Source organism: Rhizobium sp. LjRoot258, from assembly GCF_964254185.1.
Lineage (GTDB): Bacteria > Pseudomonadota > Alphaproteobacteria > Rhizobiales > Rhizobiaceae > Rhizobium.
In genome coordinates this window covers 4,167,848-4,188,251 of record NZ_CAXUST020000001.1, presented here as the reverse complement: position 1 = coordinate 4,188,251, position 20,404 = coordinate 4,167,848, and the positions used below count along the sequence as shown (strand labels likewise).

At 60.7% G+C, this 20,404-nt stretch carries 20 protein-coding genes; 14 read left to right on the top strand and 6 right to left on the bottom strand.

All coding sequences use genetic code 11. The features are described 5' to 3' along the window. Positions 1-216: 216 nt before the first annotated feature. Positions 217-369, top strand: a complete 153-nt coding sequence (locus ACSQ9D_RS20550) for a hypothetical protein (protein WP_007799501.1) — start codon at positions 217-219, stop codon at positions 367-369. A gap of 174 nt (positions 370-543) precedes the next feature. Here the strand turns inward: ACSQ9D_RS20550 and ACSQ9D_RS20545 are convergent, their stop codons facing one another. Continuing rightward, the gene (locus ACSQ9D_RS20545) at positions 544-1,341 is read right to left on the bottom strand and encodes an undecaprenyl-diphosphate phosphatase (protein WP_436283690.1); all 798 of its coding nucleotides are present in this window, start codon (positions 1,339-1,341) and stop codon (positions 544-546) included. Between the two features lie 246 nt (positions 1,342-1,587). On the opposite strand from ACSQ9D_RS20545, the gene ACSQ9D_RS20540 reads away from it, so the two are divergent. Genes ACSQ9D_RS20540 through ACSQ9D_RS20530 form a run of 3 tightly spaced genes read left to right on the top strand, consistent with a single transcriptional unit; the run spans position 1,588 to position 4,313 of the window. Further along, positions 1,588-2,280: a glutathione S-transferase family protein gene (locus ACSQ9D_RS20540; RefSeq protein WP_024317747.1), complete on the top strand. Its 693-nt coding sequence runs from the start codon at positions 1,588-1,590 to the stop codon at positions 2,278-2,280. Positions 2,281-2,292: 12 nt separating this feature from the next. Continuing rightward, on the top strand, positions 2,293-3,441 hold the full coding sequence (gene queG, locus ACSQ9D_RS20535; protein ID WP_436283689.1) for a tRNA epoxyqueuosine(34) reductase QueG: 1,149 nt from the start codon (positions 2,293-2,295) through the stop codon (positions 3,439-3,441). Beyond that, a complete protein-coding gene (locus ACSQ9D_RS20530) occupies positions 3,441-4,313 on the top strand; it encodes an SDR family oxidoreductase (protein WP_436283688.1) in 873 nt (290 codons plus the stop codon). Before queG ends, ACSQ9D_RS20530 begins: the two co-directional genes overlap by 1 nt. Before the next feature lie 8 nt (positions 4,314-4,321). Here ACSQ9D_RS20530 and ACSQ9D_RS20525 read toward each other — a convergent pair whose 3' ends face one another. Next, entirely contained in the window at positions 4,322-5,536 is a 1,215-nt protein-coding gene (locus tag ACSQ9D_RS20525; protein WP_436283687.1) for an MFS transporter, read from the bottom strand. 604 nt (positions 5,537-6,140) lie between these two features. Here ACSQ9D_RS20525 and ACSQ9D_RS20520 point away from each other — a divergent pair. The 7 genes from ACSQ9D_RS20520 (at position 6,141) to ACSQ9D_RS20490 (ending at position 13,650) form a co-directional block, all read left to right on the top strand. Beyond that, positions 6,141-6,503, top strand: a complete 363-nt coding sequence (locus ACSQ9D_RS20520) for a septal ring lytic transglycosylase RlpA family protein (RefSeq protein WP_436283686.1) — start codon at positions 6,141-6,143, stop codon at positions 6,501-6,503. Positions 6,504-6,658: 155 nt separating this feature from the next. Beyond that, a complete protein-coding gene (locus tag ACSQ9D_RS20515; protein ID WP_436283685.1) occupies positions 6,659-7,948 on the top strand; it encodes an RsmB/NOP family class I SAM-dependent RNA methyltransferase in 1,290 nt (429 codons plus the stop codon). A gap of 136 nt (positions 7,949-8,084) precedes the next feature. Next, on the top strand, positions 8,085-9,365 hold the full coding sequence (locus ACSQ9D_RS20510; protein ID WP_436283684.1) for an imelysin family protein: 1,281 nt from the start codon (positions 8,085-8,087) through the stop codon (positions 9,363-9,365). Positions 9,366-9,413: 48 nt separating this feature from the next. After that, a complete protein-coding gene (locus ACSQ9D_RS20505) occupies positions 9,414-10,949 on the top strand; it encodes a di-heme oxidoredictase family protein (RefSeq protein WP_436283683.1) in 1,536 nt (511 codons plus the stop codon). Beyond that, positions 10,949-12,043, top strand: coding sequence for an imelysin family protein (locus tag ACSQ9D_RS20500; protein WP_436283682.1), 1,095 nt, complete (start codon positions 10,949-10,951; stop codon positions 12,041-12,043). Before ACSQ9D_RS20505 ends, ACSQ9D_RS20500 begins: the two co-directional genes overlap by 1 nt. 4 nt (positions 12,044-12,047) lie before the next feature. Continuing rightward, a complete protein-coding gene (locus tag ACSQ9D_RS20495) occupies positions 12,048-13,136 on the top strand; it encodes a DUF1513 domain-containing protein (RefSeq protein WP_436283681.1) in 1,089 nt (362 codons plus the stop codon). A 61-nt stretch (positions 13,137-13,197) separates the two neighbouring features. Further along, the gene (locus ACSQ9D_RS20490; protein ID WP_436283680.1) at positions 13,198-13,650 is read left to right on the top strand and encodes a TspO/MBR family protein; all 453 of its coding nucleotides are present in this window, start codon (positions 13,198-13,200) and stop codon (positions 13,648-13,650) included. A 33-nt stretch (positions 13,651-13,683) separates the two neighbouring features. Here the strand turns inward: ACSQ9D_RS20490 and ACSQ9D_RS20485 are convergent, their stop codons facing one another. Beyond that, on the bottom strand, positions 13,684-14,259 hold the full coding sequence (locus tag ACSQ9D_RS20485; RefSeq protein ID WP_436283679.1) for a dienelactone hydrolase family protein: 576 nt from the start codon (positions 14,257-14,259) through the stop codon (positions 13,684-13,686). 44 nt (positions 14,260-14,303) lie between these two features. Next, a complete protein-coding gene (locus ACSQ9D_RS20480; RefSeq protein ID WP_436283678.1) occupies positions 14,304-15,347 on the bottom strand; it encodes a GH25 family lysozyme in 1,044 nt (347 codons plus the stop codon). Between the two features lie 248 nt (positions 15,348-15,595). On the opposite strand from ACSQ9D_RS20480, the gene ACSQ9D_RS20475 reads away from it, so the two are divergent. The 3 genes from ACSQ9D_RS20475 (at position 15,596) to guaA (ending at position 18,336) form a co-directional block, all read left to right on the top strand. After that, positions 15,596-16,045 carry a PaaI family thioesterase gene (locus ACSQ9D_RS20475; RefSeq protein WP_037114910.1) on the top strand — a complete coding sequence of 150 codons (450 nt, stop codon included), beginning with the start codon at positions 15,596-15,598 and terminating at the stop codon, positions 16,043-16,045. Next, positions 16,042-16,680 carry a 5'-methylthioadenosine/S-adenosylhomocysteine nucleosidase gene (locus ACSQ9D_RS20470; RefSeq protein ID WP_037114914.1) on the top strand — a complete coding sequence of 213 codons (639 nt, stop codon included), beginning with the start codon at positions 16,042-16,044 and terminating at the stop codon, positions 16,678-16,680. The genes ACSQ9D_RS20475 and ACSQ9D_RS20470 overlap by 4 nt, the downstream gene beginning before the upstream one ends. 93 nt (positions 16,681-16,773) lie before the next feature. Beyond that, positions 16,774-18,336 carry a glutamine-hydrolyzing GMP synthase gene (gene guaA, locus ACSQ9D_RS20465; RefSeq protein WP_436283677.1) on the top strand — a complete coding sequence of 521 codons (1,563 nt, stop codon included), beginning with the start codon at positions 16,774-16,776 and terminating at the stop codon, positions 18,334-18,336. 247 nt (positions 18,337-18,583) lie between these two features. Here the strand turns inward: guaA and ACSQ9D_RS20460 are convergent, their stop codons facing one another. Beyond that, the gene (locus ACSQ9D_RS20460) at positions 18,584-19,183 is read right to left on the bottom strand and encodes an NADPH-dependent F420 reductase (protein ID WP_436283676.1); all 600 of its coding nucleotides are present in this window, start codon (positions 19,181-19,183) and stop codon (positions 18,584-18,586) included. A gap of 216 nt (positions 19,184-19,399) precedes the next feature. Further along, entirely contained in the window at positions 19,400-20,134 is a 735-nt protein-coding gene (locus tag ACSQ9D_RS20455; RefSeq protein ID WP_062941403.1) for an SDR family NAD(P)-dependent oxidoreductase, read from the bottom strand. Positions 20,135-20,404: the final 270 nt, after the last annotated feature.

The following is a 20,404-nucleotide window of genomic DNA, read 5'->3' as shown; positions in this document are numbered from 1 at the left end:
TTTTTCAGAATCGCGCAAGTTGTGCACGCTTTTTGCCCGGCGCCGAATGGGCATAAGTTGCATAAAAGCCGCACGTAAAAATTAGCGGAATTAACACCAAATTTAGCAGGAACATTTATTGCTATTTATCACTCCACTGACTACACACCGCGCGCGTCTCCCAATGGACTCAGCGCCTTTGACGGCGCGCTAACGACTTTTGAAAGGCTTTCTTCGATGGGTAGGTCAATCGCGCTCCTGTTTGCGTGTGCGGCGCTGGTTATTCTGGCAGGCTCCTTCATTGCACCCGGTTCGGTTGCAGCGGTGAAGGGCGAGTGCTCGCCAGCCTACGGCGTTGATCCCTGCGAGACCGGCTCCATCAGCCGATGACGAAAGACCGGCGCCTCAGCGCCGGCATTATTCCTATTGTCTGTGGCAAATGGCCCGAACAGAACGCCTGAAGCATAGCGCTTTAAGCTGTGAGTTCGCTGTTTCCAGCTTGCGGGAAACGATGGCGGATTAATCCGCATTCGCGCCATGAATTGCGCGAATGCGGCAAGCGTATCAGGCAATCATGCCGGACGCAGCCATGCCGAGCAGAATAACTCCGAGAATGATGCGGTAGATCGCAAATACTGTAAACCGGTTGCTCCGGATATAGGATAGCAGCCATTTCACGGCGATGAACGCGACCACCGTGGAAACGACGAAGGCAATCCCAAGGCCGGTCCAATCCTCGTTTGCTGCTCCACCATCCTTGAACGTCTTCAGCAATTCAAAGGCGCTCGCGGCATACATGGTCGGGATACCGACGAGAAAAGCGAATTCTGTCGCCGCGGCCCGATTGCCCGTGCCTGCCAGCATGGCGACGAAAATCGTGGCGCCGGAGCGTGACGTTCCCGGGAAGACGCCGGCAACCACCTGGGCAATGCCGACCAAGATGGCAACGAGCCAGGTTATCTCCTTGTGGGGCGGCCGGCGGGCAGCTGCCCATTCGGCACACATCATCCAGACACCGCCAATGATCAGCGCCCAGGCGATCGGCGTCGCAGTCTCAGGCAGCTGAAAGCCGAGCTTCTTGACGACAAGTCCGAGGATCGCCGTGATGAGAAACGCGACGATCAGCTTGGCGGCGTAGGTGCGATTCCGCGGATCCCGCCATCCGAGCATCAGGTCCAACAGCCGACGCCAGTAAATGATCGTGACGGCGAGGATGGCGCCGGCCTGAATAACGATATTGAACATATCCGACCGGTGGCCGAGCCATTGCTCCGCAATGATGAGGTGGCCGGTGCTCGAAATCGGCAGAAACTCGGTAATTCCCTCTATTATGCCTAGAATTATAGAGTTTACATATTCCATGAATTCTCTCCGTGGAGTTTGGTCGGGCTTTGGGGTTATGGCGTCTGGAAGTGACGAAGACAGGGCGAGAAGCAAAAATCAGTTTCTCGGGCACGTCCACGTCCTTTGTCAGGCGGTCCGTAACCCGACTCGCTTGTATTGGAAGGGCCAAGCTCCTATAGCTTCAACGAATGAGTCATGACTAGGGCGCTATGATTATCGCGCCTCCGCAATGCACCACACCCATCAAGAAAAATCCGAGGCTCGATGCCCACGCTCTACCATCACCCCATGTCATCCGCATCACGCTTCGTTCGGTTGATCCTGACGGAGTACGGCTATCAGACGGACCTGATCGAGGAGCAGACATGGGAGAAGCGCCGGGATTTCCTCGCGCTGAACCCAGCCGGAACATTGCCGGTCTACGTCGATGACAGCATGCGGGCGCTGTGTGGCGCCGCTGTGATCTCCGAGTATCTCGACGAGACGCACGGCGTCCTGAAGCGCGATCGCCGGCTGCTGGCCGAAGATCCATTCCAGCGCGCCGAAATTCGCCGGCTGACAGAATGGTTCATGCAGAAGATGGAAACCGACGTGACCAAGCCGCTTGCCCGCGAGCGCGTTTATAAACTGCAGATGACGGCGGATCAGGGTGGTGGTGCGCCGGATTCTAAGATCCTTCGCACGGCACGGGCGAATATCCGCCAGCACATGAAATACCTGACATGGCTCGCAGGCTCACGCCAGTGGCTGGCCGGTGACCGAATGAGCTATGCCGATCTGGCTGCTGCCTCGGCAGTTTCCATTCTCGATTATCTCGGTGAAATCGACTGGTCGGAAGCTCCTGTTGTCAAGGATTGGTATCAGCGCCTGAAGTCGCGTCCATCCTTCCGACCGCTGCTTACCGAGCGCGTGCGGGGTCTGACACCGGTTTCGCACTACGCCGATCTGGATTTCTGACGAGGGCCTTCGATGGCCACAGAAAACAAGGAACAGAGACGCCGCGATACCCTCACCGCCTTCGTTCGGGCGGAGGCAAAGGCGTTGGGTTTCGACCTCTGTCGCGTCACGCGACCGGACGCTATCCCGCAGGCCAAGGGGCGGCTTGGCGAATTCATCGACGCCGGGCGGCATGGAACGATGGAGTGGATGGCGGAAACCCGCGACAGGCGAGGCGATCCGCGCACTCTCTGGAGCGATGTCCGCTCGATCGTCGTCTTCGGCCTCAATTATGGGCCAGAGGACGATCCCCGCGAGATTCTGGCAAAGCCCGACAAGGCTGCGATCTCGGTCTACGCGCGCAATCGCGACTATCACGATGTCATCAAGGGGCGATTGAAAGAGATTGCGACGCGCTTTGCAGCGCGCGCCGGCGCAGACGTGAAGGTCTTTGTCGACACAGCCCCGGTGATGGAGAAACCCTTAGCGGCCGCGGCCGGCCTCGGCTGGCAGGGCAAGCACACGAACCTTGTCAGCCGCGAGCACGGCTCCTGGCTTTTCCTCGGTTCCATGTTCACGACCGCGGACCTGAACACGGACGCGCCAGAGATAGATCACTGCGGCTCCTGCCGCGCCTGTCTCGATATCTGTCCGACCAATGCCTTTCCCGGTCCCTACCAGATCGACGCGCGACGCTGCATCTCCTACCTCACCATAGAACACAAGGGACCGATCGATCCGGCGTTGCGGCCACTGATTGGCAATCGGATCTATGGTTGCGATGACTGCCTTGCCGCCTGCCCATGGAACAAATTTGCCCATGAGGCTTCCGAAATGAAGCTGCAGGCCCGAGAGGACTTGAAGGAACCATCAATCGAGGACCTGCTCCGCCTCGACGACGCCGGCTTCCGCGCCTTCTTCAGCGGCTCGCCGGTCAAGCGCATTGGCCGCGATCGGTTCATCCGGAATGTGCTCATCGCCACCGGCAATTCGGGCGATCGCCGATTTGTCGACCGATGTCGGGCATTGTCGCGGGACGCCTCGCCCGTCGTGCGTGGCATGGCGGTTTGGGCGCTTTCGCGCCTTCTCGAGGCTGGAGAATTTTCTGCCTTTGCGGCACAAAGGCCGGATGAGTCGGACAGCGATGTCCTGAATGAGTGGCGCTTGGCGGGAGCAGTTTGATGCATGTGATGATTTTCGGCTGCGGCTATTCGGGCACGGCAATCGCCAAGGCTTTCATGGCAGAAGGCATGCGCGTCTCCGGTACGACACGCTCGAAAGACAAGGCAGCTGCCCTGCGTGGCCAGGGGATCGACGCTTTCGTTTTCGACGGTGAGGTGCTGGACAAGGAATTGAGCGAGGCAATGCAGGAGGCGACCCACCTCGTCCAATCCATTGCGCCGCGGGAGAATGGCGATCCGCTGATCAGGCTGGCGGGCGATCGCTTGCGGGAGATGATGCCCAAGCTTCAGTGGATCGGCTACCTCTCGACGGTGGGCGTCTACGGCGATCACAAGGGCGGTTGGGTAACCGAAGAAACGTCGTGCACGCCAGTTTCCGGACGGTCGAAGGAGCGACTGGAAGCGGAAGACAGCTGGATGGAGATCGGCGCTGAGGCCCACGTCCCGGCGGCAGTTCTCCGCCTATCCGGCATCTATGGCCCGGGCCGCAATGCCTTTTGCAATCTGAAACGCGGCACTGCCCGACGGCTGATCAAGAAGGATCAGGTCTTCAACCGGATCCGGGTGGAGGATATCGGGGCGGCCACGCGGTTCCTCGCCGAGCGCGGGCTCGGCGGCATATATAATGTGACGGACGACCTGCCCGGCCCGCCACAGGACGTCATTGTCGAGGCCGCACGCCTGATGGGCGTCGCGCCGCCGCCGGAGCAGCCTTTCGAGACGGCTGAACTCACGGCGATGGCGCGGTCCTTCTACGGCGAGAACAAACGGGTCTCGAACGCCAAGCTGAAGGCAGCGGGCTTTACGTTCTCCTTCCCGATCTATCCTGCCTCGCTCGCGCAGCTCATGCAGAGCAACCGCTGGCGCGGCTAGCTGACGCTTCATGCGGATATGCCAAGGGCCGGCTCGGCCTTTGCCTGGGCGAGCGGCGGGAACGCCAGTGCTATCGCCGCTGCCCCCAGCCCGACCAGCGCGGATCCGATGAACAGCCAAGAGTAGTTGGCGAAGGTGTCGAAGATCCAGCCACCGATCAGAGGGCCAAAGGCCATGCCGAGGCTGGAAAGCATCGTCGCTGCACCAAACACAGTACCGATGATGCGTGGCCCGAAATATTCCCGAGCAAGCACGGCATAAAGCGGCATCACGCCGCCATAGGCACTGCCGAAGATAATCGCGAGAACGTAGAATTCGCCGAGCCGGCTGACGAAGAGGTAGGTCGCCAGCGCGATCGCCTGGACGAGCAGGCCGACGACGAGGACGGGCTTCACTCCGATCCTGTCGGCAAGCCCACCATAGAGAAGTCGGCCGCCGAGCCCTGCAAGCCCTTCGACACTGTAGATACTGACGGCGGCCATCGGTGCTATCCCGCAGATCGTGGCATAGCTGACCATGTGGAAGATCGGGCCGGAATGCGCCGCGCAGCAGGCGAAGAACGTCAGGCCGAGCACGATGAATTGCGGCGACCGGAACACCCGCGAGAGTGAAGGTTGCTCGCCGCTCGCGATAGCGGTGGCTGCGCCGTCGCCGGCTTCGGCCGGCGGACGCCGAACGAGCAGGGCTGCCGGTATCAGCAGGACCCAGGCAGCAACACCGATCAGCAGCATCGCGGTTCGCCAATCGTAGGCGGAAATAAGCCAGCGCGCGAAGGGCGAGATCGTCATCGGCGCGACACCCATGCCGGCAGAAACCAATGAGACGGCAAGGCTGCGGTTCTCCTCGAACCAACCTGTCGTGGTCGCGATCATCGGCGCAAAGAACGTGCTGGCGGCAAACCCCACCAGAAAGCCGTAGCTCAGCTGAAATTGCAGAAGGGACTCCGCGCGGCTCGCCAACACAAGCGCCAGCCCGAGGCCGCCGGCGCCGATCAGAACGACAACGCGCGGACCAAAGCGATCGCTTGCGGTGCCCCAGAGAAAGCCGCCAATCCCCATAACAATGAAATTGAGCGTCATCGCAGTCGCGATGCCCGCGTGTGACCAGCCGGTCTCGATTGCGATGGGCTCCTGGAAGATCGCCAGTGAGAACATCGCGCCAATCGCAACGCAGGTCATCAATGCCCCCGCAGCAACAATAATCCAACGATAGGATATGCTCATGACTTCGCAGCCTCCCCTGCCCAAATTGAACGCGGCGCACCGCAGCTACCGCTTTGCGCGCTCGCAAGGTAAAGACGTTTGATTATCCGTGTTTTCGACGACGCCCATCGCATTTTAGATGATGCAGCAGTGGTCAGCGTCGGTTTACGCATCACGACCCTGCCTTCCAGGGAGTGAAGGCGGCAGAATTTACTTCCTATGGTTGTTAACCTGGACCGCAAACGGTTCAATGAAAGGGTAGAAATTTTCTCCCTCGCTTGCCCGGCACACATAATCTTGCACCGGCTTATGGTTAACAGCCCCTGAATTTGCTCAAATGAGGCATTAATTATGGCGATCGCGCAAAATTATTTTCGTTAATTTTGTGATCATGGGTTGCGTGGATTTGGTCTTGCAAAAATCATTCTGATTTTACTTGATTTCATTATCTTTTTTCCCATGTTCTTGATTTTCTGCGGCTCCATGTCGCGCATCTAGCCATCACAAATATTACACTTTGTAATATTCCGTGATAATTGGAGGCACTTTTTCGCCACACTTGGCCGGATTCAACCCTCCCACCGCCCACAAGGCGTGAGTTCAACAGTTGAGGGGACAATCCGTTTTGAAGAATATTTGCCGTTCTGTTATCGCAGCAGCAACTATTGCAGCCTGTTCTACCATCCTTCCCGTTGAAGGATTTGCTGCAAATGGTTGCGGTGGCGCTTCATGGTACGCACTTCGCTCCAAAACCGCTTCCGGGGAACGTATGAACCCGACCATCAATACTGCAGCACATCGTTCACTGGCATTTGGCACGAAGCTGAAAGTTACCAACCGCAAAAACGGACGCAGTGTCGTCGTCCGCGTCAACGATCGTGGCCCATTCATTCGTGGCCGCGTCCTCGATCTCTCCCGCGCCGCCGCCCAGAACATTGGTATGGTCAGCAGCGGCACTGCGAAGGTCTGCTACGAGGTCATAGGCTAGAACATCTGTCGGCCCGACGCGGTCGCTTGCTCTTGCCGCCAATCGCGAGTACGACGCGATTGAAGACTTGTGTACAATCTGCTGCGTCTGTCGCGCTTCCTGCAGATTGTTCACAAGCCTGGAATTTTGACCCGAGGCGACTAGGAGCTGTGTGAATGCGTTTGGGCGGACGGCTCGAAGGGGCGATTTCGGTTCTTGCAGATATCGATGCCCGCAGACGGCCTGTCGCCGATGCATTGAAGGACTGGGGCCTCGCCCATCGGTTTGCCGGATCCGGGGATCGCGCGGCGATCGGCAATATCGTCTATGATGCGCTTCGTATGCGCCTCTCCCACGCTTGGCTGATGGACGATGACAGGGCATCCGCGATCGCATATGCCGTCATGTTCCGACAGTGGGGCTTCACGCCGGAAACCCTTGCTGCGGAACTTACGGACGACAAGTTCGCACCCAGCCCGCTTTCGGAAGCGGCGCTATCCGCCTTCAACAACCGCCTGCTGGCCGATGCGCCCGCTCATGTTCAGGGCGATATTCCCGAATGGGTCCAGTCCTCCTTTGAAAGCGCCTTCGGGGATCACTGGCTCGCCGAGGCGCAGGCCCTTGCCGGGCGTCCCACGCTCGATTTGCGCGCCAACATCCTGAAAGCCACCCGCGACAAGGCGGTTAAGGCGCTCGAAAGAGCCGGCGCACAGGAGGCGAGGATCGCGCGGTACGGCATCCGGATTCCCGCCGGCGAAGGCGCCTCCCGGCTTCCAAACGTGACCGCCGAGCTTTCGTTCCAAAAAGGCTGGTTCGAAGTGCAGGACGAGGGATCGCAAATCGTTGCCGATCTCGTGCTTCCCAAAGATGGCGAACAGGTTCTCGACTATTGCGCGGGCGGCGGCGGCAAGACGCTCGCCATGTCGGCGGCCATGCACAACAAGGGCCAGGTCCACGCCTACGATGCGGATCGCAAGCGGCTTGCCCCGATCATCGAACGGTTGAGGCGCGCGGGAACGCGGAATGTCCAAGTGCATGACGACGCCAAGGCGCTGAAGGGCCTCGGCGACCGCTGCGACAAGGTGCTTGTCGACGCGCCTTGCACCGGAACCGGCACATGGCGGCGGCGACCCGATACCAAATGGCGTCTGACCGCCAGGAATCTCGACGAGCGCACTGCCCAACAGCAAGACGCTCTCAAACAGGCCAGCGCCTTTGTCCGCCCGGGCGGCGAGCTGATCTATGTGACCTGCTCAGTGCTGCCGCAGGAGAACGAGGACCAGGTTCGGCGATTCGCTGCCGAAAATGGCGACTACGACATCGTCAGCGCCCTGCCGGCGTGGGACGGCTTGTTCGGAAAGGACAGACCACGTCCCCGCTCGTCCGACGGCAAGACCATCACCCTCACACCCGCCTCCACGGATACGGACGGTTTCTTTTTCTGCCGCATGCAGCGCAAGGGCTGACCCTCACTTCCGCCGTTTGGCGATGGTGGCGATACACTTAAAATCATTCCAAACTAGAGTGTTTGACACCAGTTTGCTTTTGGGCGAAGAGATTTTTCGTCGGACCTCAGACGGAATGTCCGCACAGGAGAGGATCATGAAACTCAACAAGAATTTCTGCGCTGCCGTGGCGCTGGCGGTGGCCCCAACCGCCCTGCTCGCCATTCCCGCCTATGCGGCACCGGATGCTGCTGCAGTCGTCAAGCATTACGCCGAAGTTGCGCATGCGAAGTACGAAGACTCGCTGACGACGGCCAAGGCCCTCGACGCTGCAATCAACGCCATGCTCAAGAGCCCGACAGACGAAACGCTGAAGGCTGCTCGCGCCGCCTGGATCAAGGCCCGCGTGCCCTATCAGCAGACGGAAGTCTATCGTTTCGGCAACCCGATCGTTGACGACTGGGAAGGCAAGGTCAACGCCTGGCCACTCGATGAAGGCCTGATCGATTATGTCGACGCCTCCTACGGCACCGAGAGCGACGAAAACTCACTCTACGTCGCCAACGTCATTGCCAACAAGACCATCAAAATCGACGGCAAGGATGTCGACGCGTCCAAGCTGACGCCTGAGTTCCTGTCCGGCACGCTGGCAGAAGCCGGCGGCGTCGAAGCCAACGTCGCAACGGGCTACCACGCCATCGAATTCCTTCTCTGGGGCCAGGATCTGAACGGAACCGGCCCCGGTGCCGGCAACCGCCCTGCCACCGATTACGACCTCAAGAATTGCACGCACGGCAATTGCGATCGCCGCGGCGAATATCTGAAGTCCGCCTCGACGCTGCTCGTGTCCGACCTTCAGGAAATGACCAACAATTGGGCTCCGGACGGCGAAGCCACCAAGCATGTCGAAGCCGATCCGAAGGCTGGCCTCGTTGCGATCCTGACCGGCATGGGTTCGCTCTCCTACGGCGAGCTGGCCGGCGAACGCATGAAGCTCGGCCTGCTGCTGCATGATCCGGAAGAAGAGCACGATTGCTTCTCCGACAACACCTACAACTCGCACCTCAACGACGCGATCGGCATCGCCGCCGCTTACACGGGCGATTACACCCGCGTTGACGGCACGAAGATGGCGGGCCCGTCGCTGCATGATCTTGTCGCAGCCGAGGACAAGAAGCTCGACAAGGAAATGCAGGCCAAGCTGAAGAAGACGCTCGACGCGATGCAGGTCATGGCCAAGCGTGGTCAGAACGTCGAGAAGTACGACCAGATGATTGGCGAAGGTAACAAGAAGGGCAACGCTGTCGTTCAAGCGGCTATCGATGGCCTCGTCGACCAGACCAAATCGGTGCAGCGCGTTATTGCCGCACTCGATCTCGGCACGGTGAAGCTTGAAGGTTCCGACAGCTTGGATAATCCTAGCGCGGTCTTCCAATAAGTGAAAAGGCGGGCCGCTTCGTCTGGCGGAGCGGCCCGAACCCCGAAAATGCCTCCCATACCGGCTCGTCGTCTTCTCGGTAGCGCAGCATTCTGCGCCGCAATCGCCGGATTTTCCGTCGCTCTGGCGTCTGGTTTCGATCTCCCGACAACGCGAACCGACCTTTCCGACGCAGATATGAAACGCGTCGTTGATGTGACGCGACCGACCACCGATTTTTCCAAGGCCGAACAATACGAAGCGATGCAGGCGGGCGGTGCCACATCGATCGATCCGATCACCGAGGATTCCTTCTCGCATATCTCTGCGACGATCCCCTTCGAGGAAGAGCAGCCGTTCCGGCTCGGGAACGCGCTCTTCAAGAAGCTCTGGGTCTCCGCGCCCTCCTCGACGCAGGCCTCGGATGGCCTAGGGCCGCTCTTCAATGCCCGCTCCTGCATGAGCTGTCACCTGAACGACGGTCGCGGAAAGCCGCCGGAGGGCGGCGTCAGCGCCACCTCGATGGTCCTGCGCCTATCGCGCCCGGCAACGCCCGAGGAGCAGCGCGCGATTACCGAGGCCGAGATCGTCAACTTCCCCGATCCCATCTATGGCCACCAGCTGCAGGATCTCGCGGTGCCCGGCCTTCCCTCCGAAGGGAAGATGGCGATCCGCTATACCGAGGGGTCTATAGCGCTTGGCGACGGCGAGACGGTCTTGCTGCGTCGGCCGACCTACCAGGTGACCGACCTTGGCTACGGGCCGCTTGACCGGACCACGACCCTCTCGCCGCGCGTTGCGCCGGCAATGATCGGGCTAGGCCTAATCGAGGCTATTCCCGAGGCGGATATCCTCGCGCATGCTGATCCAGACGATGCGAACGGCGACGGCATCCATGGCAAGGCGGCGATCGTGCGCGACCACCGTACGGGCAAGGTTGCGCTCGGGCGCTTTGGCTGGAAGGCCCAGAATGCAAGCGTGCGCGATCAGAGCGCCGATGCTTTTTCCAACGATATTGGCATTTCGACCCCCGACCGGCCCGACCCGCACGGCGATTGCACAAAAGCCGAAGCCAAGTGCCAGGAGATGCCGACGGGCGTCCAGAAGCGCCTGGGCAGGGAGGAGGCTCCCGGTCCGATCCTCGATCTCGTCACCTTCTATTCGGAAAATCTTGCGGTCCCCGCACGGCGTAAGGCGAGCTTTCCGGTAACCCTGCAGGGCAAGAGGATCTTTTACGAAAGTGGCTGCATTTCCTGCCACGTGCCGAAGTTCGTCACGCGCCGCGACAGCCTCGACAAGGCCCAGTCATTCCAACTGATCTGGCCCTATTCCGACTTCCTGCTGCACGACATGGGCGAGGGTCTTGCGGACGGACAACAAGTCGGGAGCGCGAGCGGACGTGAATGGCGCACGCCACCGCTATGGGGTATAGGTCTCACTCAGACTGTCAGCCGGCACAGCTTTTTCCTCCATGACGGCCGCGCCAGAAATCTCACCGAAGCGATTCTCTGGCATGGCGGCGAGGCGCAAAAGGCGCGTGACGCTTTTATATCCCTGCCCAAGGATGACCGGCAGGCACTGATTACATTCCTGGAGTCCCTTTGATGCGCCTTTGGCAACCTCTTCTCCTCTCCCTTGCCCTTGTTTCCTCCGCTGCCGCCCAGACCCCCGCACCGCAAGCCGGCCTGAACGAGGAAGCGGTATCCGCAGTCATGCAGCGGGCAGTCGATGAGGTGATCCGCCCCGGCTACCGCAATGCCCAGCAATCGGCCGCGCGCCTGACAACGGCGATGAAGGACCTCTGCGAAGACGCAACGCAGCAGAAGCTCGACAAGGCGAAGTCAGCCTTCGATGACATGATCCGCTATTGGTCGGTCATAGAAATCGTTCAGACAGGACCGGTGATCCAGGACAATCTCTTCGAGCACATCCTGTTCTATCCTGATCGCAAGGGCGTCGGCCTGAAGCAGGTTCAGGCTCTAATCGCCAAGGCCGATCCGAAGGACGCAACAGTCGACGCGATCGCCGGCAAAAGCGTGGCGCTACAGGGGCTGACTGCGCTTGAATACGTGCTTCACGGCACCGGCTCTGAAGACCTGACAAAGCAGAAGAACAGCTTCCGATGCCTCTATGGCGCGGCGGTTGCCGGCAACATCCAGCGCGAGGCCGGCGAAGTCGTCGCGGCCTGGGAAAAGCCCGACGGCGTGCAGGCAAGCTGGAAGCATCCCGGCCCGCAAAGCGAAGACTTCATGGATAACAAGGAGGCGGTGACCGCCCTGCTTGGCATTCTTGTTCACGGCGCGGAAACCGTCCGCGATCAGCGCCTCGAGCAATTCTATAAGGGCAAGGACACCACGCCGCGTCCACGCATGGCGATCTACTGGCGCTCCAACAACACTTGGAAGTCGATGACGGCCAACCTAGAGGGACTGCGGACGCTCTGGCAAAAAGCCGGCATGGCCGAGTTGCTACCTGCGGACAAAAAGCCGAGCGCCGACGCGATCGATGCCAGCTTCAAGTCGCTGCTCGACACCGTGCCGAAACTCAACCCCGATATCGAGGTTGCGACAAGCGCCGCGGAAAGGGCAAAGCTCGATGCCCTTCTCATCAGCACGCGCGAACTGATCACCAAGATCAGCGATGACTACGGCGCCGCGATCGGCCTGTCGGCCGGCTTCTCCTTCTCGGACGGCGATTGAAGCCATGTGGAACAGTTCGGCGATTGACCGGCGCAGTTTCGTCAAGGCCGCCGGACTGACATTCCTGGCCGCGCTCCAGCCGCGAGCGCTCATGGCACTGGACCGTGCGGACGCGGTCTATGCGTCGGGCATGCGGACGGCAAACGGATCCTACGCCGTTGCCACGGTTTCGGAGCGCGGTGAAATTGTTGACCAAGTCACGCTTCCGGCGCGCGCCCACGGCATGGCCTGCAGCCAAGTGACGGGAAAGACTGTCGCGTTTGCCCGTCGTCCCGGCACCTATGCGATGATCTTCAACCCTCGCGGCAAAAAGGAACCGATCATCATCACGGCCGCCGAAGGTCGTCACTTCTATGGCCATGGCGCCTTCTCCCCTGATGGCCGGCTCCTCTATGCCAGCGAGAACGCCTTCGACAGCAACCGCGGCGTGATCGGCCTTTACGATGCGACCAGCCGTTTTTTGCGCATCGGCGAGTTCGAGACCTACGGCGTCGGTCCGCATGACATGACGGTCTCCGACGACGGGCGCATGCTGATCGTTGCCAATGGCGGGATCGAAACGCATCCGGATTTCGGCCGCACGAAGCTCAACCTCTCCAGCATGCAGCCGTCGCTAACGCTGATCGATGCGGCAACGGGGACACTGATCGAGAAACACTCTCTGCCATCGCAATGGGCGCAACTCTCTACCCGACACGTCGATGTCGATACGAACGGCCGCATCTGGTTTGCCTGCCAATATGAAGGACACCGCAACGACCTGCCGCCGCTCGTCGGCTCCTTTGCGAAAGGAGAAGACCTGCGCTTCGTCGAACTGCCGGAAGAGACGACACGCCGGCTTGCCAACTATGTCGGTGCGATCGCAATCAATCGAGCAGAAGGGCTGGTCGGCGTCACCTCGCCCACGCGCGGAGCCTCCGTGACGATCGATGCGAAGAGCGGCCGGGTGCTTCGTGAGGACGTCGTGCCCGATGCAGCAGGGATTGCAGCGGCCAAAGACGGCTTCGCCGTGTCGTCCTATGAAGGCGGATTTTTGTCAACGCAGAGCGATGTTGCCTGGGACCAGCATATCGTGCGCATTGCGGCCGTCTGAATTGTGCGCAAAAGATCGCTAGCGATCTGGTTGGAGTGTATGGCTGCACTATCTCCGCCGCATGAGCAAAGCCCTGACCTACATCGTCTTCGTCGCCATCGCGCTCGGCGGGGGTCTGGCTATCGGCGTCAATAATCTGCCTGGGGAATGGTATCAATCTCTTGCCAAACCGGCATTCAATCCACCTGACTGGATCTTCGGGCCCGTCTGGTTCGCTCTCTACGTGCTGATCGGTATTGCCGGGGCGAGGACGTGGCTGCGCGGGCATCTTTCCATCGGCATGCTCATCTGGGCCTGGCAGATGGTGCTCAATTTTCTGTGGTCGCCGTTCTTCTTCGGCTTGCGGATGCTGTCGGCGTCGCTGGTCGTCATCGTCCTGTTGCTGGGGCTGATCCTTGCCTTTGCCGCAAACCGCTGGAACTCGGACCGGATTTCCGCGCTGCTCTTCATTCCCTATGCCGTCTGGGTCGGTTTCGCGACGCTGCTCAACGGCTCGATCGTCTATCTGAACTGAGGCATAGCCTGCCACCGCGACGCGGCTGAACAGCTATCGATCGGCGAGAAAGTCGAGCAACCGTCGTTCGAGAACGGCGGCGGCGGCTGGATCGTAGGCCGCGAGCGACCGGTCGGAAAAGAGGTGCGAGTCCCCCGGATAGAGGAAAAGCCTGATGTCGGCCGATTCGTCAACGAGCGCCTGGGCTGACTCGATATCACCGTCTCCGACGAAGAATGGGTCGGCTCCCATCGCATGAATCTGCGCCGGCAGCCCTTCCGGCCAGGCCGAACCGAATTCCGAGCGCGGCAAGCAGGCGTGAAGAAAAATCGCGCCCCGCGCGCCGGAACGCGTTTGGGCCAGATACTGCGCCGGCAGCACGCCCAGGGAAAGACCGACATAGACGAGCTCGGTCATAAGCCCATCCACTGCGCGTGCTCCGCGTTCGACAATTTCGCCGAAGCCGATCTCCTGAGCATGCTGCACACCCTGCTCCAAGGTGTCGAACGTCCGGCCGGCAAAAAGGTCGGGTGTATGAACGACGTGTCCGCCGGCCCGCAGGTCTGCGGCAAGGGCAACGACACCTTGCGTCAAACCCTGTGCATGATGAAAGAGCACGACTTCCGCCATAGCTAGCCTCCCGATTGTTTCAAGCAAGCAGAACCGGCAGCGTCTCAGCCGGCGCTGCTGACCCAGTCGTGCCAGTCATCCTCGCTGCCGTGGAAGACATTCAGGTCGATCCGACCATCGACGCCCTGCGAGATGCCGGAGCCCGAATACTGCCAGAATACCCACCGGCGTCCGGGATAAACTTTCGAGGGGTGTGCTGCAACCGAACGCAGCCAGAAGGGATAATTCACGAACGCGCCCTTGAGGTTATCACGGTAGAAGTCCGGTGCGGTGTAAATAATCGGCCGCTGCCCGTAGTGCTTCTCCAGCTTGTCCATGAAGACCTGCATCTTCTCGCGAACCCTCTCGGGAGAGAGCCGTCGCTTGCAGCTGGACTCACCGTTCCACTCGACGTCGATGACCGGCGGCAAAGCGCCGGCTTCCCTGGGAACATTGCGGATGAACCAGTCCGCCTGTTCGCCGGCCGTGCGGCACCAATAGAAGAAGTGATAGGCGCCGCGCTTCATTCCGGCCTGCTTGGCGTCCCGCCAGTTCTTTCGGAACATCGGATCGAGATGGTCGCCACCGTCGGTCGCCTTGATGTAGACGAAGTTCGCGCCCTGCGTCCTCAGCTTCTGCCAGTCGATGTCACCCTGCCATCGCGACACGTCGACGCCATGAACGGCGAGCTTTCGCGGCGAAGAGGATCCGAAGTTGATGGGTTTGACGTCACGGAAACGATGACCGTAGATCTGGGAGCGTGTGCGCGGCGCCGGATCGATTTCCGCGACCATCGGCGCTGGTGCTGCAACCGGCCTTTCCGATGGTGTCGGGGCTGCAGCCACGCTTGCCTGCGGCATGAAGGCTTGCGGCGGAGGAACCGGACCTGCCCAGGCCAATTCCTCCTGTCGCGGCGCGACCGGCAGGGCCCCACCCACATCGGCCGACGGCACAGCCGTTGCCGGCACGGGGGCGCTTGGGCGCGTGACCGAGCTTGTCGTCTCGCGCGACGGCACTCCTGCAACGAGGCTGTCCGGTCCCAAACTGGACGTGCAGCCTGACAAAGCAAGGCAAGCAAGGAAAAAAGCTGACGCAGCCGATAGACGCATTAAGAACCCGCACGCAAAACAACCGTCGACGGCAGATTCGCTGCCACCGGAGACCCATTGAAAAGCAATGGCTAACGGAGATTTACCAAAAAAGACTGAATCCAATCTTTACGCCCGGCGCCGGCACGCACTGTCAAACGATGGGCGGCAGCAAATCGAGCGGGAGCATTCCGCCAACTGATTTCCGGGAACCGCTTGTCTGATGCGGCGCACCATGCCACTTTCGCGCTCGCAAGAAAGGCGAAACGATGACTGACAACGATAGCGGCGATTTCCACGAGAGAATCCACCAGAATTTTGCCCGCCAGGCGGCGCTGCATACCCTCGGGGCCGAATTGACCCGTATCGAGCGGGCAATGGTAGAAATCGAACTGCCATTCGACGTCAAACTCACCCAGCAGCACGGGATCCTGCATGCCGGCGTGATCTCCGCTGCCCTCGATTCCGCCTGCGGTTTTGCCGCCTACAGCGTCATCGATGCCGAAGCATCCGTTCTGACGATCGAATTCAAGGTCAATCTGCTGTCGCCGGGGCGTGGCGATCGTTTCCTGTTTCGGGGCGAGATCACCAAGCCGGGATCGAACATCATCGTTGCGGACGGGCGCGGCTACGCGATCGGCGACGGACCGGCAAAGCTGATCGCTTCCATGACAAGCACCATGATGATCATCCGTGGCAGAGAGGGCATTTCGGGATGAAGTTTGAGCTGAAATCGGTCGCCGGCAAGTCCATTCTCTTCGTGATGGCGGCGGAGGCCGAATACGGCCCGTTCCTGCGCTCTCGCTTCGAGCCACTGATGACGGGCGTCGGTCCGGTCGAGGCAGCCATCGTGCTCACCCGGGCGCTGGCGCAATTGGAGCAGGCCGACGAGTTGCCGCAGCTGGTGGTCTCGCTCGGCTCGGCCGGGTCGGCAAAGCTCGAACAGACTGAGGTCTATCAGGCCACCTCCGTGTCCTATCGCGACATGGACGCATCGCCGCTCGGCTTCGAGAAGGGGCGCACGCCGTTCCTCGACTTGCCCGCCATCGTCGATCTGCCGCTCAGGATCCCTGGTATTGCGGAGGCGAGCCTGTCGACCGGCGGCAACGTTGTGTCCGGGCGGGCCTACAACGGAATTGCCGCTGACATGGTCGATATGGAGACCTTCGCGATATTGCGTGCCTGCCAGGCCTACCAGCTGCCGCTGATCGGCCTGCGCGGGATTTCCGACGGCGTGGAGGAGCTGCAGCACATTTCCGGCTGGACGGAATACCTTCATGTCGTCGACCGCAAGCTGTCTTATGCCGTCGACAGCCTGTTTACGGCGCTGGAGGACGGCGTATTCTGGTTCTAGCCCCTGCGGAACAGGGACAATCAGGACAATAAAATCCTCCAGCGAAGGATTTCGCGCATTGCAAGACCGGGTGCTTTTCATTAAAGGCTCGCCATGACCCAGACAGCACATCCAGACAGCGTTCTCATCGTCGATTTCGGCAGCCAGGTAACCCAGCTGATCGCACGTCGCGTGCGCGAAACAGGTGTCTACTGCGAGATCGTTCCCTTCCAGTCCGCCGAAGAAGGCTTCAAGCGCCTGCAGCCGAAGGCCGTGATCCTATCCGGCAGCCCGGCCTCGACGGTCGACGAAGGCTCGCCCCGCGCACCGCAGATCATCTTTGACAGCGGCCTGCCTGTTTTCGGCATCTGCTATGGACAGCAGACGATGTGCATGCAGCTCGGCGGCAAGGTTGAGAGCGGCCATCACCGCGAATTCGGCCGCGCCTTTCTCGAAGTCGATGAAGACAGCAAGCTGTTCGAAGGTCTGTGGTCGAAGGGCTCGCGCCATCAGGTCTGGATGAGCCACGGCGACCGCGTCACGGCGCTGCCCGAAGGTTTCGAGGTCGTGGCGACCTCACCGAACGCGCCTTACGCCTTCATTGCCGACGAGAAGCGCAAGTATTACGGCGTGCAGTTCCACCCGGAGGTCGTGCACACGCCCGACGGCGCCAAGCTGATCGGAAACTTCATTCACAACATCGCCGGCATCAAGGGCGACTGGTCGATGTCGGCCTATCGCCAGAAGGCGGTCGAGCAGATTCGCCAACAGGTGGGCGACAAGCGCGTCATCTGCGCCCTTTCGGGCGGCGTCGACAGCTCGGTTGCGGCACTTCTGATCCACGAGGCCGTCGGCGAGCAGCTGACCTGCGTGCTCGTCGATCACGGTCTGATGCGCAAGGACGAGGCGGCAAACGTCGTCGAGATGTTCCGCGAACACTACAATCTGCACCTGATCCACGTCGATGCCGCCGACAAGTTCATCGGCGAGCTCGAAGGCGTCAGCGATCCCGAGACCAAGCGCAAGATCATCGGCCGCCTGTTCATCGAGACCTTCGAGGAAGAGGCCAAGAAGCTCGGCGGCGCCGAATTCCTCGGCCAGGGCACGCTCTATCCTGATGTGATCGAAAGCGTTTCGTTCACCGGTGGCCCGTCGGTAACGATCAAGTCGCACCACAATGTCGGTGGCCTGCCCGAGCGCATGAATATGCAGCTCGTCGAGCCGCTGCGCGAACTCTTCAAGGACGAAGTGCGCGTGCTCGGCAAGGAACTCGGCCTGCCCGACTCGTTCATCGGCCGCCACCCCTTCCCGGGTCCGGGTCTTGCGATCCGCTGCCCCGGCGGCATTACCCGCGAAAAGCTGGAAATCCTGCGCGAAGCCGACGCGATCTATCTCGACGAAATCCGCAAGGCCGGTCTTTACGATGCGATCTGGCAGGCATTTGCCGTGTTGCTGCCAGTGCAGACCGTCGGCGTCATGGGCGACGGCCGCACCTACGAATTCGTCTGTGCGCTGCGCGCCGTCACCTCGGTCGACGGCATGACCGCGGATTTCTACCACTACGACATGGAATTCCTCGGCCGCGCCGCGACCCGCATCATCAACGAGGTGCGCGGCATCAACCGCGTCGTCTACGACGTCACCTCGAAGCCGCCCGGCACGATCGAGTGGGAATGAAGGGGAGTACCGTGGAGTAGACACTCGAGCGAATCCTAGGCCATCGATAGCAGTCGATAGATTCTAGGCGACCCGCAGATCTGCCGCTGTGTCGGGCGTCTCCCCGCTCTTCGAACGGCGCGTATACGCCGTCAGGCCCACCCCAACCTTCGCGACTTTGTGGCCTTCAAATATTCGGTCGCGCGCTGCTCGAAGAAGTTAGCGCGCGCGACCGGTTCTCGGCGTCGATCACACGGTCGTAGATCGATTACTGCTCCTTCTTGAACAAGTCCTGGAAGATGAGCTGGCCCCAAGTGCGGCCGCGTGCGTGTACCAGCGCGCCACCCTCGTTGAGCTTGCCCAGCTTGACGGGTGCGAACCCGAGTTGTTTGGCCAAGGCCGCCACGGGAGCGATCGCGTCCTCGTCGTCGCTCGACAGAAAGACGACCCGGTGCCCGCCCTCGACGATCGGATCGGCAGCCAGGGTGGCGGCAATCAGGTGATTGAAACCTTTCACGAACTTGGCGCCGGTGAACGACTTCGCGACGAAGGCGGAGGACGGGAGGCCGTCCAGCTCTTCAGGGACTGGAAACGCGTTCATCGCATCGATGACCGTTTTGCCTTTCCAGCTCGGCAGTGCCTTCGCAACCTCGCGATGCTCCCCAAACGGGACCGCCAAGATGATTGTGTCGGCCTCGAGTGCTTCCCGCAGCGACTTGGCGACGACCGTGGGGCCGATCGCCCGAGCCTGCGCCGCCAACGCCTCGGGCGGCCGGCGGCTCGCGACGGTCACGTCGATGTTTTTACGTGCGAAGGCGTGGGCGAGGGCCTGGCCTACCGCACCGAATCCTACAATCGCATAGCTCATAATACTTCTCCAATCCGTGTGTTGATATTGGTTCCCCGACCTTCAACGGCGCGGGGTTATCCGTTTCGCTGCATGGCGACCTTCGCGAGATCTTCGGACCTTCACGGCAAGCGATGCGCGTCATCGGTTCGAATTCCTGAATTGACGCGTAGACGTCCTGTCGTGAACGACTTCCGCGCGGCCGGACGGTCACCACTTCCGCGATCCGGCGCGATTTCAGATGGCCGAGAAGCCGCCGTCGACAGACAACTCCACCCCATTCACGAAGCTCGAATCGTCTGAAGCAAGAAACAGCGCGGCCGCCGCAATTTCCTCAGGACGACCCATCTTTCCCCGCGGGATCAGGGATTCGAACATCCGCTTCGCCTCCTCGGTGAGAACTTGGTCCTGCATCGGCGTAGCGATCGGCCCCGGGTGCAGCACGTTCACCCGGATATTCCTGCCCTTGAGTTCGTTGAGCCACCCGCGTGCGAACGCGTGCAGCGCCGCCTTGCTCGCCGCATACACGCTGTAACCAGGAAAACCTTTGATAGAAGCAACTGACCCGGTCATAAAGATCGATCCGCCATCGTTGAACAGCGGCAACGCCTTCTGAACCGTGAACAGCGTGCCCCGCGTATTCAGGTTGAAGGTCGCGTCGAAATGCTGCTCGGTTATCTCGCCCAGTGGGACGGCTTCGCCCATGCCCGCGCTCGCGTACAGGACGTCGATCTTGCCCTTTTCCCGCTTGACTGTATCGAACAGGCGGTCGAGGTCGTCGAGATTGGACGCATCGCCGCGCACGCCGGTGACGTTCCGGCCGATCAGCTTGACGGCCTCGTCCAGCGCTTCCTGTCTCCGGCCCGTGATGAAAACATAGGCGCCTTCTTCAACGAACCGCTTGGCGCTCGCCAGCGCCATGCCGCTCGATCCACCTGTGATGACTGCAACCTTACCTTCAAGCTTTCCCATGACTTCTCCTATCAGACTCTGTCTTTGGTCGTTCGGGAACGCCCCCGAGAACCTCAACATAGGTTCGCCGGAGTCAGGCATTGAGTGCGGAAGCGCGCACATCGGTGGTGCGAAATCGATCCGGTTGGACAACTGACGCCAGCCGCCACGATCGGTATCCGTCGTTCGGAAATGGGCCGCGCTCGTCGGCATAAGCTATGATGGCCGCCCGTACTGCTTTACGATGTGTTAGATACGAATTTTGGAAGGCGCACCGCGCGGTGCCGGATT

Excerpts from the sequence above, each read along its gene's own strand:
- queG (WP_436283689.1), top strand. The coding sequence starts at position 2,293 with ATGGCCACAGAAAACAAGGAACAGAGACGCCGCGATACCCTCACCGCC.
- ACSQ9D_RS20470 (WP_037114914.1), top strand. The coding sequence starts at position 16,042 with ATGAAGTTTGAGCTGAAATCGGTCGCCGGCAAGTCCATTCTCTTCGTG.
- guaA (WP_436283677.1), top strand. The coding sequence starts at position 16,774 with ATGACCCAGACAGCACATCCAGACAGCGTTCTCATCGTCGATTTCGGC.
- ACSQ9D_RS20460 (WP_436283676.1), bottom strand. The coding sequence starts at position 19,183 with ATGAGCTATGCGATTGTAGGATTCGGTGCGGTAGGCCAGGCCCTCGCC.
- ACSQ9D_RS20510 (WP_436283684.1), top strand. The coding sequence starts at position 8,085 with ATGAAACTCAACAAGAATTTCTGCGCTGCCGTGGCGCTGGCGGTGGCC.
- ACSQ9D_RS20455 (WP_062941403.1), bottom strand. The coding sequence starts at position 20,134 with ATGGGAAAGCTTGAAGGTAAGGTTGCAGTCATCACAGGTGGATCGAGC.
- ACSQ9D_RS20505 (WP_436283683.1), top strand. The coding sequence starts at position 9,414 with ATGCCTCCCATACCGGCTCGTCGTCTTCTCGGTAGCGCAGCATTCTGC.
- ACSQ9D_RS20550 (WP_007799501.1), top strand. The coding sequence starts at position 217 with ATGGGTAGGTCAATCGCGCTCCTGTTTGCGTGTGCGGCGCTGGTTATT.
- ACSQ9D_RS20525 (WP_436283687.1), bottom strand. The coding sequence starts at position 5,536 with ATGAGCATATCCTATCGTTGGATTATTGTTGCTGCGGGGGCATTGATG.
- ACSQ9D_RS20475 (WP_037114910.1), top strand. The coding sequence starts at position 15,596 with ATGACTGACAACGATAGCGGCGATTTCCACGAGAGAATCCACCAGAAT.
- ACSQ9D_RS20500 (WP_436283682.1), top strand. The coding sequence starts at position 10,949 with ATGCGCCTTTGGCAACCTCTTCTCCTCTCCCTTGCCCTTGTTTCCTCC.
- ACSQ9D_RS20480 (WP_436283678.1), bottom strand. The coding sequence starts at position 15,347 with ATGCGTCTATCGGCTGCGTCAGCTTTTTTCCTTGCTTGCCTTGCTTTG.
- ACSQ9D_RS20530 (WP_436283688.1), top strand. The coding sequence starts at position 3,441 with ATGCATGTGATGATTTTCGGCTGCGGCTATTCGGGCACGGCAATCGCC.
- ACSQ9D_RS20485 (WP_436283679.1), bottom strand. The coding sequence starts at position 14,259 with ATGGCGGAAGTCGTGCTCTTTCATCATGCACAGGGTTTGACGCAAGGT.
- ACSQ9D_RS20545 (WP_436283690.1), bottom strand. The coding sequence starts at position 1,341 with ATGGAATATGTAAACTCTATAATTCTAGGCATAATAGAGGGAATTACC.
- ACSQ9D_RS20515 (WP_436283685.1), top strand. The coding sequence starts at position 6,659 with ATGCGTTTGGGCGGACGGCTCGAAGGGGCGATTTCGGTTCTTGCAGAT.
- ACSQ9D_RS20495 (WP_436283681.1), top strand. The coding sequence starts at position 12,048 with ATGTGGAACAGTTCGGCGATTGACCGGCGCAGTTTCGTCAAGGCCGCC.
- ACSQ9D_RS20490 (WP_436283680.1), top strand. The coding sequence starts at position 13,198 with ATGAGCAAAGCCCTGACCTACATCGTCTTCGTCGCCATCGCGCTCGGC.
- ACSQ9D_RS20540 (WP_024317747.1), top strand. The coding sequence starts at position 1,588 with ATGCCCACGCTCTACCATCACCCCATGTCATCCGCATCACGCTTCGTT.